This window comes from Microbacterium sp. Z11_20 (genome assembly GCF_057197605.1).
On record NZ_JBXVOQ010000002.1, the window covers coordinates 511,441 to 527,195 of the forward strand.

Genomic DNA, 15,755 nt, shown 5'->3' on the forward strand with positions numbered 1-15,755 from the left:
GATAGCAGCCGGTGCCATCTTGGCGCTGCAGGTGAGAGGCTTCCAGATGGCGCGTAGGCGGATCGTTGTTCGGACGGTCCGGAGCGTTACGGTGTGTCGCGTAGCCCATGAGGGCCGCTTCGGGAAGGGGCAACGCGATATCCAGCTCGGGGCGGTAACGATGACGTATGGACACGATTGACGACACCGACCCTTCCGTCGGTTCATCAGAGCGGCAAGTTTTCCCGTCTCCTCCGGAGCGGATTCGAAAGGCTCGGTCGTTGGCGCGCGTGCCTGGCGCGAGGCGCCGCTTCGAGCCCGTCTATTCGTCCGCCGTCGCTGTAGGACGATTCTTCTTCGGCGGAATTCTTCAACTGCGGCCGACCGTTTCAGGGGCGGAGCGGATCCCTTCATCGGGTGCGGCCGTGTTGGCGATCACGCATTTCGGCTACATGGACTTCGCGTTGGTCGAGTGGGTCGCCTGGTTACGAACGCGGCGTCGGATCCGGTTCATGGTGACGAGGCGGGCGGCCGATAAAGCCGTGATCGGCTCGCTTCTGCGCCAGATGCGGCACATTCCCGTGGAGATGGGAGCCGGCCGCGACGCGTACGAACACGCGGTCCGCGCCCTGCAAGATGGCGAGCTTGTCGGAGTCTTCCCCGAGGCGGGAGTGAGCGCGTCGTTCACCGTGCGTGAGCTCAAGACCGGCGCGGTGCGTATGGCCGCTGCCGCCGGTGTAACCGTGATCCCCGTCGTGGTCTGGGGTGGGCAGCTATTGCGAACCAAGAATCATCGAGCGCGGGTCCGGGAGGCTTTCAAAGCGCCGATCCGCGTCTCGGTCGGCCTCCCCATGGAGGTTGAGCCGTCCGACGATGCCGCGGAGAAGACAGCTGAGCTTCGTTCGCACCTGCAGGCCCTTCTCGAGGACGCACAGAGGACTTATCCGATGTCGGGGGCGGGCCAGTGGTGGCAACCAGCCCATCTCGGCGGCTCTGCACCCACCCCCGCCGCCGCCGCAGTCGCAGAAGCGGAGCGCCAGCGGCGAAGGTTGGCTGACCGCGGAGCGACAACCAGTGACTGACCCCCGAGCCCGTCGAGATCACGATCGGACGATCCCGACCGTGAGCGGCCCACGAGCGCTAGAGGCTTCGATACGTCGGCAACTTCCGACATGACGCGAGCCTGGTAGACAGCGGATTGCTCCCCATGGCCGGCGGAGAAACCCGCGATCCCAGTTGAGACAAGGGATGGAGGCGGCCGGGATGCGGTGGGCCCCGTGGGGCTCGAACCCGCCTCAGACCCTTTTTGGGGTGGCCCGAGAGGCGAAAACCGCGTGATTCCGCCTTTCTCGGGCTGTCAGCGATTTCCCAGAAACGGTGCGATTTCAGCCGGATGTTGTCATTTTGTTGTCACGCCGGGGCGCGATCGACTCTTCCGCTGATGCGAGCCTGCTAGGCCGGGTTGTCCCGTCCAGGCTATGCCGGGCATGCCCGCCGGCGGCACTGGAGTTGGCGCCGATTATCACCCGGCCGGTTTCTAGGTCCCCAGCGACGCGGCCCCCGCGGTCGCCGTTAGCGGTGGCAGCCCGAGGGATGGTCGCGTTCGGGTCGACGGACCGGTGTGGGGCGGCGAAAAGGGCGCGAGCGCGTCCCGGGGTGGTGCAAAACGGCGTTCGCGTGGGGATCCCTACGCGGGCGGTGAGTGATTGAGGAACGTGCGCGGGCTAGGTTAGCGTCACGAGCGGGCTCGCCATCGACAGCCTGCTTTCATTCGACACCCTCCAGAGTCGCCGAGAGCGGCTGCGGCCTCGTGATGTCTCTGAGTCGCGCGTAGTGACCGGGGCGACGCTCGAGCTGCCCTTGCACCACAACGGTCGTGCCCGAGTGCATCCAGTCGTGCAGTTCTTTCATCTGCGTCGCTCTGACCGGCACTTCGACGCGACTCTTGCGGGTTCCTTCCACCATCGCGGCCGCCGTCATCGTGATTAGTCCTAGCGGCTCGCCCTTCACATACTCGATGCGAAAGATCGGGCCGACGAACACCCGCTCCGACTGCTTCTTGGTATCGGCGAGCACGCGTGTCGCGTCGCGAAGAAGGTGGCCCGCTTCGGCCGGGATGCTGACTGCGGTGGGAAGATCGTCGGCCGCCGGCTCTGCCCCGGCCCAGGTGAACCCGGTCTCCAGAAACGCAATATCGGGCTCCGCGAGAGCGGTCGCGGCCTTCGAGAACAGCTCGCGCGTGCCGCCCGCGTAGATGATTGGCAGCATGTTCTTCGCCGTGGGCACCGCGTCGGGTGTCACAATCTGCTTCTGAAACGCCGACAGCGCCTGTGCGAGCGTGCGGGTGACGCGGCGCTCGTTCGACTCAGGTGTCACCTGGTCCACGCCATCGAGCGTGTTCTCCGGTGGCGGTGCTGGCTCATCGACGTGGACGAGCACCGGGAAGACGAAGGATCCTTGCTCGGTGTGCCCGAGCCTGGCGGCACTCGCGATGGCGTCGCCGGTCTTCGCGTAATTGTTGATGGTGGCCCTTGGCTTGCGAGCGGCAGTCGCCGCAGCCCGCAACATCCCGAACGCGCTGCTGATGACGGTTGCCGCGGTCTCTAGTGGGATGGTCTCACCGCTGGCGTTCACTCGATATCGGACGACGTCATAGTTGTTTTGCTCGATGGACTTCTCGATGTCTCGCGGGTGCTCGTCAGTCGGTGCGGCGATGCGCTCGAGTACGCCGTCCCACTCGATGGTGTCGCGGCGGAGACTATGCGGGACGTATAGCTCGGCGTCGCGACCAGGAAGCGCCCAGAGCGCGGCGCGGTCGCTGACGCGGACGTGTGCCCACCGCCGACGGATAAGCAGCGCAGTGATGTCGCCGGCGGCAGGACTGACGGCGGGTGCGATGTGCTTCGCGCTCATGTCGTCTTCCCGTCCAGGACGTCGTAGACCAGGTCACGCCAGTCGTAAATGGTCTCGCTGGTGAGCTTGTCGGTAGCGGTGAAGGTCAGCGACGTGACGCCGAGGCCGCGCGGGAACAGCTTGCCGAAGGCGACGGTGTGATGGCGCGTGAACACGGCATCATGCTCGACCCACCCGTCGACATTCTTCGGCACCTTGACCACCACAACGAACACCGGAGTGTCGCTGGCTTCCCAGCTCTCGACCCAGTGACTTTCGAGCTGCAGGGTCATCTGCCCATTGCCCACCGCGAACTTCGACGTGCACTTGATTTGCACCCGAACGATCGTGCGCTGGAAGCCAAGCGTTGCGTCGATTGCTTCGATGTCTTCGTCGACCCGGGTCTCTGTGAACGTCGCGCCGGCATGTGCGCACAAGCTGCTGAAGTAGGCGGCGCCGTAGCGGGCGCGCCGCCCGTTGTCGGAGAACTTCGGGTGCGCGGGCGACGTCAGACGGCTGAGCGGGGTTCCCGTCGCGGCCGTGGTCATGCCCCAACATTAGGGGCATGACCACGGGGGTCCGCCAGGATTTCGGAACCGTGGGTAGAGCCGAGCTAGCTGTGCGACGTCCGGACCGGAGTCGTCCATGCGTTGACCGCGTTGCAAGGGTGGGTGCAGAACGTCGCCGGGTATCTCAGGCCGTCACAGCAGCCGTGATCAGGCGACGGCCAGATCCCGCCAGCGCCGCGCCCCCTAGCGAAGACATCCCCTACCGTGAACATGGCGGTCGTTGAGCGATCGGGCTGACCATCTACCTACGAGCGGCGGTACCTACCTGTGGCGCCAAGCCAGTCGTCGTATGTTGGTGCGCCGACGTTCGCTGCGTCGCGTTCCTTCGCTTCGCGCCAGCGTTGTAGTGCCTGGATCGCCACGCTCACGTAGTCACGCGCGTACTCCGTCCACCGGGGGTCGAAGTCCGTGGGCTCAACCTGCTCGCCTATGTCCACAAGCTCGAACACTGCGACGGCCCCCAGGGCCTCGCCACATGCGTCACGGATGCTTCGTCGGACGTGCAGCAACTGCCGAGGAAGAATCGGCTTCGCGGCGTCGAGTGCGTCGTACGTGTTGCCGACGACGCGCTCCCAATCGCGGCCGGTCCATTCGGGGTCGCATTCATGCAGAGCTGTGCGGAGGGCCAGAGCTGACGCGATGGCGGCGTCCGCGAGCTCATGGCGACGGGTTCGCCTTGAGTGGGCCTCGGCGTTCTGTTGACCTACTCGTCCACTTAAGTACGCACCAAGACCTGCGGCGACCACCGTTGCACTTGGCGCGATCAGCGTTGAATTGTCGAACATGTCAGAGATTCTGTCGGACATCGCCGACATGACTGCCCGGTCCGCGCGTTGGGTGATCTTCCCTCGTCCGCAAGGGTCCCTCAGCGGGCACGGAGTGACAGGATCGACGATCTTCTCGTTGAGGGACCGCTCATGACTCCGTACAGCGATCGTGGGAGTCATCTAGAAGATGAGCTCCGCGCTCGCTCGGTCGGCAACGTCCGGCGCGGGGCTCGCGGTCCGTGGATCGCTCGTTCGCACCTCCAGGGCGGAGTGATACGCGCGCGCAACAAAGAATCCCTCCACGGCCTCGACCTGACGGTCGTACTTGAGGGAGTTCGGTTCCTCGACCGAGAAGACGGGATTCTTCCTGCCAGGCCCAGCGATCCCTAGAAATCCGATGTCATACAGCATGCGTAAGATCGGCCCGTAGCGACCCGCCCACGACTGCTCCTGAGTCCCGTCAAGTACGGCGTTGCCGAGTGGAGTAAGCCAACCAACGCCGGTGAAACCATCTTCCGCCAGGAGCATGATGCAGTCGTCCAAACGCCGTTGCATATTCTCTCGGGACATGCGTCCGTCCGCGTGGCGAAAAGTCTCGAAAACTCGATCAATACCGGGGTAGTTGGTCTTCCATTCGTCGCGCAGGGCCAACAGTCTGTTCTCTGAATACACAACCTCGGCACGATGAATTGCATCCCACGAGATTTGGCTCTTGCCCTCGCTCTGAACAAGACACTCCCGCACGAACGCGATGAAGTCACGTGGGCGCAACAGAGTTCTGTCCAAGAGGTAATCCAGTGCGCTGCCTCGCCGCGAGTTCTGGTGAGGAAGGATCGAAATCACCGATTCGATCGCGGCCTGCTGCTGACGACCTGCCGCTCTGACTCTTTCGTCGATGAGACCAGTTAGCTGTTCGCGAGTCCAGTTCATGGGTAACACGAGAGATCGAAACTTCTCCTCCTGGCCGCCGCTAGCGGCGCCAAACTCCAGATGCTGAAAGATGTTGGTCCGGAGGGCCACGAGGATCTTGAGGTTCTTGACTCGCTTGAGGTCATGCACCGTTTTGAACAGGGCCATGATCAGTTCATTGGTGAGCTTTGCGTCGACCCAGTCCTTATCCAGATCGTCGATAACGATGTAGGTGAAGTCCTGTGGAGAGCTGAGAATGTCTTCATGCAGGACGTCCATCATCTTGTTTAGACGAGCAAGTTGAATCTCGTTGATGATGCGTTGATAGCGTTGCGTCAGTTCGACTCGCGACGTCTGCGTGTTCTCAATGCCGCTCGAGGCGCTCGCACCACCATCGACGATGCCGGGGATTCCGCCCTTGATTGCGCCTTCACCTTCGATGCGTTGGGTGAGTGTTGAGGTGATCTCCTTCACGCGTTCGTCGGTTTCCGCCCAGAATTTACCCTCGAAGTCATCGAGGTAAGCGAGTGCAAGCTTCTTACCTGGATTACGTCCGAGCTTCTCTCGGAGGGACTGGAGGACGGTCGCTTTCGCGTCCTGAGAATCAACCCGATAGCGGTGGCGAATGACCTCAACAATCAGCACATGCCGCCAGAGCGCCTTCCAGAACGACTGCATATCGACGTCGAGCGCCTGGAGTTGCTTTACGACGTCGAGGTTCGTGATGTAGGGCAGAGAGAGGTCCTCGGGGACTATCCGAATCACTTTGCTGGGATGTTCTTCCGAGAGGACCTTGAGCGCCGCTGACTTGCCTGAACCAGTGCGGCCGACCACGAAACAGCGGGGATCCGCCTTGCTCTCCATCGCGTGATATTGGGCGGACGGATAGAAGGCTTCGTCTAGCAATGGGTCGGCTTCTGCTTGATCGCCGCCGATGTTAAACCCAAACCCAAGCCGAGCCTTCTTCGCCATCGTTGCCCCTTCTCGTCCCAGAAGACTAGGGGAGACAGCCGACCATGCGTACGACACGCAACGTTCAGTTGCGCTCCGCCGCCGAATTAGTACGAACCGGGTGATCGCCGCTCGCTGATCGGTACGAGGCATCCCCATTCCGGAGGCGCGCGAGGCGGTCGGCCACGGGCGGTCGCTCGCCCCTCGAGCTGCTGGCTATCCGAAGCAGGTAGCGCGTGCCCGTGTGTGGAACGCGGGCCGCCCGCAAGCGGTCCTGCTACGCACACCCGAAGCCGTCACGCGGCGGCTCTGCGGAGGTCATGACGTAAGGCACGAAGCGATGCTCGCAACACCCGCCCGGGTCGATGCCCGATGCGGCCGCCTTTCACGCACGGTCGAAGACAGCGCGGATTGAGTGTCGGCACCGAACGGCGGTCGCGGATGGGAACCACAACTCGGCGCGCGGGGGTAATGACGAAACAACGATGCACGCAGGCACTTTCTGTGGGTGCTGCGGATCTTGCACGTTGGCTGGCCTCCTGTGTAAACCATGTTGCATGGCCAAATCGAAGCGGCGGAGCGAGGACGGCAGGGCCAAGGCGCACGCTCGTCAGCGCGAGCGGAATGAGAGGGCTGCCGCCGAGCGGGCCGTTCTCGCTGCCCGACAGGCCGCCTCGCAACGTCTCGACGGCAGCACGACCTCAGGTCTGCAGCGACTGGGCGAACTGTCGACCAGGCTCGAACGGCTTCATTCCGAGGAGAGCGACATCCTCCGTGAACGCGATCAGCTGATCGACGACCTGCGCCTTCTCGACACGTCTTGGAACCTCATCGCTCTTCGCAGCGGCGTCAGTCGCCAAGCACTGAGCAAACGCGCCCGGTGAAGTTCCCAGGACAACACGTTGGCATGTTGAGGCGGGACCAGAGGCTGCAGCGGGCGATGCCGCGCGGCCTCGACGAGCTGAGCCTCGAAAAAGCTCCGAGGGGCGATGACGTAAGCGACGGTCGTCCGACTCTCCCGTCAAGACGGATACCTGCCATGGCTGCCGTCGGTCCTCGGTCGTACACTCGGTGCATGGCGCTGGATCTCAACGAGTACATCGAAGCGGGCTACGCACTTACGCCTGCCGAACGTCTCGAGGCCGCCCGCGCCCTTCGACTCAGCGTCGACCAGGACACGGATGAGCGCCAGCCCGAGATCGACGCCGCGTGGGAAGACGAGATCGACCGTCGTCTGGATGACGTCAAGCGCGGAGAAGCCGTTCTCGTCGATGGTCGCGAAGGTCTCGCTGCGATCCGGGACGAGCTGGCGGCGCGCGTTCGGTGACCTACCGGTGGCGTGAGCACGAAGCCGCTCACGCGGAACTCCGCGAAGCCATCCTCTTCCTCGAAGATCAGCGCGAAGGCTGGGGCGAGCGCTTCGCCGACGCCGTGGAGGCTGCCATCGGCAGCATCCTCGACTCACCCCATAGTTGGGGGCTTCATCGTGGGCGCCCTCGCGTGCCGCCGGTGCGGTCGCGAAGCGTCGCAGGGTTCCGGTACGACATCAAATACGTCGTCATCGAGGACGAGGTGATCGTCCTGGCGTACGCGCACGAGCGACGCAAACCCAACTATTGGTCCGAACGGCTCTGACTCATGAGCTGAAGCGACGCGGGCGCGGGCGACCGGGGCCGAACTCCACCACAGAGGCGGATCAATAGAACCGCGAGCCCGTCGCTCCTATCCACAGAGCTGAAGCAGCCCTCCACAGTTGCCGGAGTTCGGCGCAGGATGCATCATGCGCAGCGCGGTGTACCGCCGCGCACCGATGCATCAACAACGGAGCCAGCATGGGCAGCATCCACTCCTACACCGCAGCATCCGGCAAGCGGGTCTACCGGATCAGCTATCGCAAGCCTGACGGGAGCCAGGCCACGCTGCGCGGGTTCCGGACGAAGTTCGACGCCGAGATCCGACTCGCCGAGGTGGAGATATCGAAGAACCGCGGCACCTTCGTCGATCCGTCCGACGCCCGCATCCTCGTCGGCGACCTGGGTGAGGATTGGGTCGCATCACGTCGGGCGGACCTCAAACCGTCGACCTTCCGTACGGTCGAGTCTGCGTGGCGCATCCACGTCCGTCCGAAGTGGGGCGCCCGGGCGGTGGGCGGGATCCGCCACTCCGAGATCCAGATGTGGATCGCCGGGCTCTCGACCACCCACAGCGCGACCTCGGTGCGTCGCGTCCACGAGGTCCTCTCCGGCATCCTCGAGGTGGCTGTAAGAGACCGCCGGATCTCCGCCAACCCCGCTCGCGGAGTCAAGCTCCCGCGCAAGAAGTCGAAGCCCCGCGCCTACCTCAGCCATGAACAGGTCGCCCAACTCGCCGCCGGGGCCGCTCGCCCCGAACTCATCGTCTTCCTTGCCTATACCGGTCTGCGCTGGGGTGAGGCGACCGGGCTGCGGGTGAAGCACGTCGACCTCAAGCGTCGCCGCGTGAGTGTCGAGGAGAACGCGGTCGAGGTCGGTAGCTTCATCGAGATCGGCACGCCGAAGACCCACGAGAAGCGTCAGGTCCCGTACCCCGCCTTCTTCGCCGAGACCATGCAGCGCCTCGTCGCCGGCAAGGGGCGGGAGGACCTCGTCTTCGGTGAAGGACGGATCCACGTCCGCCGGCCGAAGGCGACGTCAGGATGGTTCAATAGTGCGGTCTGCCGCGCGCAGGAGAAGTCGGCCGTCGCGATCAAGGCCGCTGTGGATGCGGGGGAGGAATCGCTACGCCCATTCCCGCGGGTCACGCCGCATGACTTGCGGCACACCGCCGCGTCCCTCGCCATTTCGGCCGGCGCCAACGTGAAGGCCGTGCAGCGGATGCTGGGCCACGCCTCCGCCGCGATGACGCTCGATACCTACGCCGACCTGTTCGACGATGATCTCGACGCTGTCTCGGCGGCCTTGGACGAAGCGGCGGGCGCCTCAGGTGTTGTCGATCTGTTGCGAGGTGACGGGCATTAGGAAGTCGAGCGAGGAGGTTGCTCCGATGCACTCACTCGCGAAGGCGGTCATGGGTCGTGTCGGAAACATCTACCCGTCGAAAGCTTGTGGCTCGTTGTACTGGGCGTGCGGGCCGAGTGCCTCTACGAGCGCTTCCGGGCATTCGATCCGTTCCTGGATGCGCCTAAGGTCCCCGATGGTGTCGGCGATGAAGCCGACCTCCATGCTGTAGCGCGTGTAGACCGAGGTGGGTCGAAGGTCGAGCCAGTCTCGCTGGCCGTCATCGCCGGACGCAAGGCCGGAGTGGAAGAGCAGATTGAACGTCAGCGTCTCATCGGCGGGGTCATCAGATACCTCTTCCGTCGCGTCGAAGTACACCACCCCGGGTTCCGTCGGGTCCAGGTCAGCTGGGGCGTCACCGCCATCCCAATGCACAGCCACGTCAGCGAGTTCATCGATGAACCGTTGCGGATTCCACCCTTGGTAGCCCGCGTTCCGGATGTTGTAAACGATTCCTTCCTGACCGTCGAGCTGTCGCCACAGCTGCGAGTCCATCGGCACCGGCGCGCACCCGGAGGCCACAACCGCCATGGGTGTAGCGATGCCCACGGCAAGAACGAGGCGAAGACCTCGACCCATCAATCGCGCTCCCTTTCACGGCCACGCGCCCGCTCAACTACGGCGTAGAGTGCCAAGCTCTTTCCCTTCCTCGTCGAGGAGCACCAGCTCGTCTCCGCGTACCTGGGCGGAACGGGCGAGAGCCAGCCACTGGTCATGTTCCTCGAGACACATCACGAGGGTCGTGTGGACCTCTTCGAATGTTGCGGTACCGTCGCCCTCGTCCTGCCAGCGGCCACCGAACCCGTTGCAGCCGTCATAGCCACCGAACTGCCCGCCGACACGCAGCTCGACATGCGGCTCGCGGTCATCGCTGCTACCCCACCTGCCCGCCGCATCCCCCGGAGGTGCGCAGGCGGTGAGCGCGAGCACGCTGGCTACGACAAGTGCAGCGACGGCGCGGCGGGGCAAACTCGAAGGCCTGGCTGCGGGCACACGCCCATCATGATTCATTCACGGAGCCGTGTGAACTCGGCGAACCGAAATCGATCGACTACGGGATTGCGAAGTCCTAGGGCGCGGACGGCAAGTGGATCAGCTTGTCGTCACCGTCGGCGAGCTCGATGAAGCCGAGACCACACCTCCGGAGGTAGTCGGCTGCTGCGCGTGCCGCGTCGGAACCAGCGTGGGGAACAACTCGCGTGGTGGTCAGCTTCAAAGTCTGCGCAGGCGTCTCAGCCCGGTAGCCAGGAGGATGGGTCGACACTTCATCCATCATGTGGATGCCGCGTAGATCTATCGACGTGAGACAGGCGCCCGCCGAGTAGCCGGCGTAGTCGAGGCGCGGAGAGCGGGCGAGCGCAGCCCTCAGCCGGGATTCCGTCGCCGCCCGCGCGAGCACGAACGCGTTTCCCCCTACTACCCAGAGCAGATCGGCGGCCGCGAGACGCTTCCTCAGCGAACTCTCTTCGCCGTCCCAATACTCCCGGAGGTCGAGTTCCTCGCTGCGATAGCCGAGTCGAGCCAGGTCGTCGACTTCCCGATCCCAGCTCAGCAGGCGCTCTTCGTACTCGTCCAGCGCATTCATCACGATCAAAGCGCGACCGTCGACACGTCGCAGAGCTTCCGCGCGCGGCCCGAACCGGTAGGCACTGAGATAGATCCGCACGTACCAACGCTAGCGATCCGCAGATCCCGCAATCATCCGAAAACGATGGCGGGGCTGAGCGTCACCCGAATCTGGGCTGGCTGGCGACGATCTTCTTAGTTGCGTTTGCACTTGCCCTTCGGCGCCTCTAGGTGGACGAGCCGCGGTGCCTGTCGCCAGGGCGATTGCCGAAGTGGGCGCGTCGTGCGCCTGGGAGCTGAACCCCGGGGTCGATTCGGACGAGCGCGCAGCATGGTCATACGCCACGGCATTCCGGTCATTGGAGACGGTTATTGCGCAGCTCGGGGCGAGCACTTCGGACGCGTAGCCGTTGGCCGAGCTCCGCGAACGGATCGTCGCGCAGCTCAGGCGGCAGGGGCACGGCGTCGTGCGCCGCGAAAAGCAGGGAATCCGTGCGCTCAAGGTGGCCCAGGTGAGAGTGGGCAGAGCTTTCGCAAAGATCGGCTTCCAGGTCACTCGACGTATTGCCCAAGAGATTCCACCGGTGACAATGCTATGCGCCGGCATGTCGGGTATGACGCATGGCGAGCCGACTCGGTGGGCGGAATACGGCCCAAGCGCACGGTAGTTGTGCCCGTCCTAGTGGGAGGTGCGCCCTCGATAGGCAGTCGCCTCCTACGTCAGCCCTCTTCTTCTCATCTCCTGGTCCATCCGACGCCGGGCGCGATCCAATCTGTCGCTTCCAAGGTGACCGAGGGTGGCGATGAAAGACGTTGCGTTGAGGTTCTCCAAGAAGCTCTCGCGTTCGATCTGTCCCAGCCGGGCGCGCCTGCTGCGAAGCTCGGCATCGGATATCTCAGTCAGGTCAGACAGATCGAAGAGCTCGCTTTCGGCACCGTCGCGGCTCACCTCATCGCTCATGAACGGAAGTATCCAACGGACGTCATGCCCGTCAAGCTACCCCGGCGGGACCCGAATTATGAGCGGGTGGACCCGAACGTGGCTGCATCCACGCGACTGCTGCAAATGATGGCGCTCTCAACCATGGTTTTCGGGACGGTTCTTACCGACCGTCGAGCAGGACTCCCATCACCGCAACCGTGAGCGGTCGAGGGCTCTGGCGGCTCCGATGCGTCGGCGACTTCTGACATGACGCGAGCCTTGTAGACAGCGAATTGCGCCCTATGGCCAGTGAAGAAAGCTCCGCGGATGTTGTCAAATTGTTGTCACGCGGCCGTTTCGGCGGGAGGTGAAACGCCGTGATCCCAGTCGGGACAAGGGATCGCGCGGTGCGGATAGCGGTGGGCCCCGTGGGGCTCGAACCCACGACCCGCGGATTAAAAGTCCGATGCTCTACCGACTGAGCTAGAGGCCCGCACCGACCAGCCTACCGGCCCTGGCGGGTGCAAAACTCAGGAGGAACCGGGGTCGGTAGGCGCTTGCGGGCCGCAGAGTGCGCGATTCTCCTGAATTTTGAACAGCCGGTGGCGCCGCATCCGCCGTCTGCCACCAGGCTGGAATAGGGACAGCGGACAACTCGCCCACAGGCCGGTCGAGTCCTGGCGGCGAGTGGGGCATGCTGGTGCACATGGTCATCGACGGTGTGGACGTCCCGGAGGACGCCGGCCCACCGGTCGACCACGTCGGCGCGCTGCTGGTGCGAGTCGCTGCCCGCGACCAGGCCGCGTTCGCCGAGCTGTACGACCGAATGTCCCCGCGCGTGTTCGGTCTCATCCTGCGCGTTCTCGTCAATCGATCCCTCAGCGAAGAGGTGCTGCAGGAGGTCTTCCTCGAGGTATGGCAATCCGCCGGCACCTTCGCTCCGAATAAAGGCCAGGGGAGGTCCTGGTTGCTCACGATCGCACACCGCCGAGCCGTCGACCGCGTCCGGGCGTCGCAGGCGAGCAGCGACCGTGACGTGCGTGCGGGCTTCCGAGACCTGGAGGCGCCGCGTGACGACGTAGCCGAGACGGTGGAGATGCGCATCGAGGGACGACGGGTGGTTGACGCGCTTGCCGTGCTCCCGGAGGTGCAGCGCGAGGCGCTGTCGCTGGCGTACTTCGGCGGATACAGCCAAAGTGAGATCGCGGCGCTCGTGGGAGCACCGCTGGGAACGATCAAGACCAGGATGCGGGACGGACTGACCCGCCTTCGCACCGAGATGGGGGTGACCGTATGAACGAGAAGGACTTCGCCGAACTGTCGGCCGCGGCCGCCCTCGGCGCGCTCACGTCCGACGAACAGCGCGCGTTCGAGGCGGAGCTGGCGGAGCATCCCGAGCGCGCCGACCTGGTCCGCGACGATCTGGATGCGGCGGTACGCCTCGCCTCCGCGGTACCCGCAGTCGTCCCGCCGCCGGGCATCCGCGACGCGCTTCTCGCGCGCATCGCGGACGAGTCGTCGCCGGATGCGGACGCCGGTTCCCGCGCGAGCGTCGACGACGCCGCCGCGGACGCGCAGACGACGGTGCCCGACAGCTCGTCGCGCACCGGGATCTGGCCCGGTCGCCCGCGGGGCTGGTTCGCGCTCGCCGCATCCTTCGTCCTGCTCATGGCGGTGGGCTTCGGTGCCGTGACGATCGGGCAGCAATTGAACCCGCCGCCGGCGATCGCCGCTCTCGAAGAGATCCAGCAGGCACGGGATGCGGCGTCAGCGAGCGTGGAGCTGGGCGACGGCGCCGAGGCGACGGCGCACTGGTCGGGTGAGCTCGGAAAGGCCGTGCTCGTATCCGACGGACTCCCGGCGCTGGAGAGCGACGAGACGTTCGAGCTGTGGTTCGTGCGCGAGGAGGGCGCGATCCCCGCGGGCACTTTCGCTGCGGACGACGGCGAGGCCACGGCGCTGCTGACCGGCGAGATACGTGCGGGCGATGTGATCGCCGTCACTGTCGAACCGGCGGGAGGATCGCCCGACGGCACGCCCTCGAGCGACCCGCTGTTCGCCATCCCGACCGCGTGAGCGGGGCCGGGTCCGCCTGAGCGGTGCCCGGTCCGCGTCAGTTGGCGGGTCCGCGTCCGAACCCCGCGGGTAGCCTGGAACGATGACCGATCAGCCCCGCGACTTCCACAAGCCGGTGCGCCGGCCCGCTGAGCTGTTCGACCGGCTGTTCGCCGCGGCTGACCCGGCCGAGGTATCGCGGGTCGCGCACAGCACCGCGCAGGCGCTGCTGTCGCGCGTGCGTGAGGATCCGTCCGTCGACGTGATCGGGCGCCTGGTGACCTTCACGGACGAGCACGGGATCGACGACATCGCCGAGCTGTGGTCGCGCTCGCCGGCACGTTCGCTGCCGGGCGCGCTGTGGCGTCTGTACCTGTTGCAGCTGATGATCCACGACGACCCGCAGACCGCGGCACTGCTGTACGAGCGCGGGCGGACCGAGATCGCCTCGGCCGACCCGATCGTGGCGGGGGCGCCGACACCGGCGAGCCCGGACGAACTCGTCGCCCTCATCGACACGATCCTGCGCGGACTGTTCGAGGGCGACTTCGCCGTGGCGCTGGAGCGCGCGGCGGCGTTCTGCCGCGTGCAGGCCTCGGGCGCGACGCACCTCGCCGACGACTACGAGCAGACCGAATCCGACCGCTCCTCGGCCCTCACGACCCGCGCCCTGCGGCTGTCGACCTACGCGGGCGATCTGTCGTCGTGCGCGGGCCTGTGGCGCCGCGACTCGCTGGCCTGACGCATCCGCGGGCCTGACGCATCCGCGGGCCTGCGAGAAACGACGATCGGGCTGAGAAGTGCCGCGCCGCGCCGTTTCTCGTCCGTATCGTCGTTTCTCGGCGAACACACGAGCAGGGCGCGAAGGCAAGAAGGTGCCGGGCCGCAGAACGCCTCTCGGCGCGAGGCCGCTCTCGGCGGCAAAAGATGGAGCCCGGGGTTACTGCGGCCCGGCTAGGAAAGTGTAACCGGTCCGCGCCCGAGGTATTCCCCCCCCGCATAGGCTCGGACCATGGCATGGCGTTACGCACTCGTGATCGATCCCGCCGCGGCGGGCGACCCGCGCACCGACTTCTCCGACACTTTCACCCCGATCGACCCGGCGGCGCCGGCGCTGAGCGTGGGGGAGTTGTCGACCCAGCGGGGCGACGGCATCTTCGAGTCGATCGGCGTTGTGGACGGGCATCCGCAGGAGACGCAGGCCCACCTGGAGCGGCTCGCGTACTCGGCGAGTCTGTGCGACCTGCCCGTTCCTCACCTCGAGCAGTGGCATCAGGCGGTGGCCCGGGTGGCGGATGCTGCAGAGCCCGGGGAGAGCGTGATCAAACTCATCCTCAGCCGCGGCGTCGAGCACGGTCCGGCGCCGACCGCCTGGGTGACCCTCGCGCCCGCACCGGATAGCACCAGCGCTCGCGAGGAGGGCATCCGTGTGGTGACCCTCGACCGGGGTCTGGACAGCGGCGCGGCCGAGCGGGCGCCATGGCTGCTGCTGGGTGCGAAGACGCTGTCGTACGCGGTGAACATGGCCGCGATCCGCGAGGCACGCCGCCGCGGGGCGGATGACGCGGTCTTCGTCACCAGCGACGGTTTCGTGCTCGAGGGTCCGACGTCGTCGGTGCTGCTGCGCTTCGGCGAGCGGTTCGTGACGCCCGAACCGGGGGCGGGCATCCTCCACGGCACCACCCAGGTGAGTCTGTTCGAGTATCTGGCCGACCACGGGTTCGAGACGGCCTATGAGCAGGTGCGCGCCGACATGCTGGCGCAGGCGGATGCGGCGTGGCTGGTGTCGAGCGTTCGCCTCGCCGCGCCCGTTGCCGCCATCGACATGCGCTCGCTCCCCGTCGACCGCCCGTTCACCGCCTCGATGAACCGCTACCTGCTGGCGCCCCGCGACTGACCCGCGCCAATACCGCTCCTCCGCCTCGCCACCCGCGGGCCGCGCGGCGGCGTCGCCCGCCTGCGAGCCGGCGCCGACGCCCACCCGCCCGCGGCCCCGCGGCTCCCGCACCCCCGGGCTCCCGCCCCCGCCCCCCGCCCGCGAGCCGGCACCGCCGCCCGTATCCCGCGGCCCGCGGCTCCCGCACCCCGGGGCTCCCGCCCGCCCGCCAGT

The 15,755-nt window shown here is 65.8% G+C and carries 17 protein-coding genes and 1 tRNA gene; 9 read left to right on the forward strand and 9 right to left on the reverse strand.

Annotated elements, in window-relative coordinates; translation table 11 throughout:
- Positions 1-167 precede the first annotated feature (167 nt).
- On the forward strand, positions 168-1,061 hold the full coding sequence (locus tag AC2DFQ_RS07480) for a lysophospholipid acyltransferase family protein (protein WP_484533458.1): 894 nt from the start codon (positions 168-170) through the stop codon (positions 1,059-1,061).
- A gap of 685 nt (positions 1,062-1,746) precedes the next feature.
- Here AC2DFQ_RS07480 and AC2DFQ_RS07485 read toward each other — a convergent pair.
- The 4 genes from AC2DFQ_RS07485 to AC2DFQ_RS07500 all read right to left on the reverse strand — a co-directional run bounded on the left by AC2DFQ_RS07485 (position 1,747) and on the right by AC2DFQ_RS07500 (position 6,088).
- Positions 1,747-2,892, reverse strand: a complete 1,146-nt coding sequence (locus tag AC2DFQ_RS07485) for a hypothetical protein (RefSeq protein WP_484533459.1) — start codon at positions 2,890-2,892, stop codon at positions 1,747-1,749.
- Positions 2,889-3,419: a DUF4365 domain-containing protein gene (locus AC2DFQ_RS07490; protein ID WP_484533460.1), complete on the reverse strand. Its 531-nt coding sequence runs from the start codon at positions 3,417-3,419 to the stop codon at positions 2,889-2,891. Before AC2DFQ_RS07490 ends, AC2DFQ_RS07485 begins: the two co-directional genes overlap by 4 nt.
- Positions 3,420-3,685: 266 nt before the next feature.
- Positions 3,686-4,225 carry a hypothetical protein gene (locus AC2DFQ_RS07495; protein ID WP_484533461.1) on the reverse strand — a complete coding sequence of 180 codons (540 nt, stop codon included), beginning with the start codon at positions 4,223-4,225 and terminating at the stop codon, positions 3,686-3,688.
- 162 nt (positions 4,226-4,387) lie between these two features.
- On the reverse strand, positions 4,388-6,088 hold the full coding sequence (locus tag AC2DFQ_RS07500; RefSeq protein WP_484533462.1) for a P-loop ATPase, Sll1717 family: 1,701 nt from the start codon (positions 6,086-6,088) through the stop codon (positions 4,388-4,390).
- A gap of 536 nt (positions 6,089-6,624) precedes the next feature.
- On the opposite strand from AC2DFQ_RS07500, the gene AC2DFQ_RS07505 reads away from it, so the two are divergent.
- From AC2DFQ_RS07505 to AC2DFQ_RS07520, 4 genes are all read left to right on the forward strand, one after another.
- Positions 6,625-6,951 carry a hypothetical protein gene (locus AC2DFQ_RS07505; protein ID WP_484533463.1) on the forward strand — a complete coding sequence of 109 codons (327 nt, stop codon included), beginning with the start codon at positions 6,625-6,627 and terminating at the stop codon, positions 6,949-6,951.
- 191 nt (positions 6,952-7,142) lie between these two features.
- Positions 7,143-7,394 carry an addiction module protein gene (locus tag AC2DFQ_RS07510; protein WP_484533464.1) on the forward strand — a complete coding sequence of 84 codons (252 nt, stop codon included), beginning with the start codon at positions 7,143-7,145 and terminating at the stop codon, positions 7,392-7,394.
- Positions 7,391-7,702 carry a hypothetical protein gene (locus AC2DFQ_RS07515; RefSeq protein WP_484533465.1) on the forward strand — a complete coding sequence of 104 codons (312 nt, stop codon included), beginning with the start codon at positions 7,391-7,393 and terminating at the stop codon, positions 7,700-7,702. Before AC2DFQ_RS07510 ends, AC2DFQ_RS07515 begins: the two co-directional genes overlap by 4 nt.
- Before the next feature lie 197 nt (positions 7,703-7,899).
- Positions 7,900-9,063 carry a tyrosine-type recombinase/integrase gene (locus tag AC2DFQ_RS07520; protein ID WP_484533466.1) on the forward strand — a complete coding sequence of 388 codons (1,164 nt, stop codon included), beginning with the start codon at positions 7,900-7,902 and terminating at the stop codon, positions 9,061-9,063.
- A 69-nt stretch (positions 9,064-9,132) separates the two neighbouring features.
- On the opposite strand, the gene AC2DFQ_RS07525 is transcribed toward AC2DFQ_RS07520, so the two are convergent.
- The 5 genes from AC2DFQ_RS07525 to AC2DFQ_RS07545 all read right to left on the reverse strand — a co-directional run bounded on the left by AC2DFQ_RS07525 (position 9,133) and on the right by AC2DFQ_RS07545 (position 12,083).
- Entirely contained in the window at positions 9,133-9,651 is a 519-nt protein-coding gene (locus AC2DFQ_RS07525; protein WP_484533467.1) for a hypothetical protein, read from the reverse strand.
- Between the two features lie 63 nt (positions 9,652-9,714).
- Entirely contained in the window at positions 9,715-10,071 is a 357-nt protein-coding gene (locus tag AC2DFQ_RS07530; protein WP_484533468.1) for an META domain-containing protein, read from the reverse strand.
- 100 nt (positions 10,072-10,171) lie between these two features.
- Entirely contained in the window at positions 10,172-10,768 is a 597-nt protein-coding gene (locus tag AC2DFQ_RS07535) for a Type 1 glutamine amidotransferase-like domain-containing protein (RefSeq protein WP_484533469.1), read from the reverse strand.
- Positions 10,769-11,383: 615 nt separating this feature from the next.
- Positions 11,384-11,629, reverse strand: coding sequence for a hypothetical protein (locus tag AC2DFQ_RS07540; RefSeq protein WP_484533470.1), 246 nt, complete (start codon positions 11,627-11,629; stop codon positions 11,384-11,386).
- A gap of 381 nt (positions 11,630-12,010) precedes the next feature.
- Positions 12,011-12,083: transfer RNA gene (locus tag AC2DFQ_RS07545), tRNA-Lys, on the reverse strand.
- 201 nt (positions 12,084-12,284) lie between these two features.
- Between AC2DFQ_RS07545 and sigK the strand changes: the two genes are divergently transcribed.
- From sigK to AC2DFQ_RS07565, 4 genes are all read left to right on the forward strand, one after another.
- A complete protein-coding gene (gene sigK / locus AC2DFQ_RS07550) occupies positions 12,285-12,887 on the forward strand; it encodes an ECF RNA polymerase sigma factor SigK (protein ID WP_484508562.1) in 603 nt (200 codons plus the stop codon).
- Positions 12,884-13,666, forward strand: a complete 783-nt coding sequence (locus AC2DFQ_RS07555) for an anti-sigma factor (protein ID WP_484533471.1) — start codon at positions 12,884-12,886, stop codon at positions 13,664-13,666. The genes sigK and AC2DFQ_RS07555 overlap by 4 nt, the downstream gene beginning before the upstream one ends.
- A gap of 82 nt (positions 13,667-13,748) precedes the next feature.
- Positions 13,749-14,387 (forward strand): DNA-directed RNA polymerase subunit beta, encoded by a 639-nt coding sequence (locus AC2DFQ_RS07560; RefSeq protein WP_484508564.1) that lies wholly within the window; start codon positions 13,749-13,751, stop codon positions 14,385-14,387.
- 270 nt (positions 14,388-14,657) lie between these two features.
- A complete protein-coding gene (locus AC2DFQ_RS07565; protein ID WP_484508565.1) occupies positions 14,658-15,542 on the forward strand; it encodes an aminotransferase class IV in 885 nt (294 codons plus the stop codon).
- Positions 15,543-15,755: the final 213 nt, after the last annotated feature.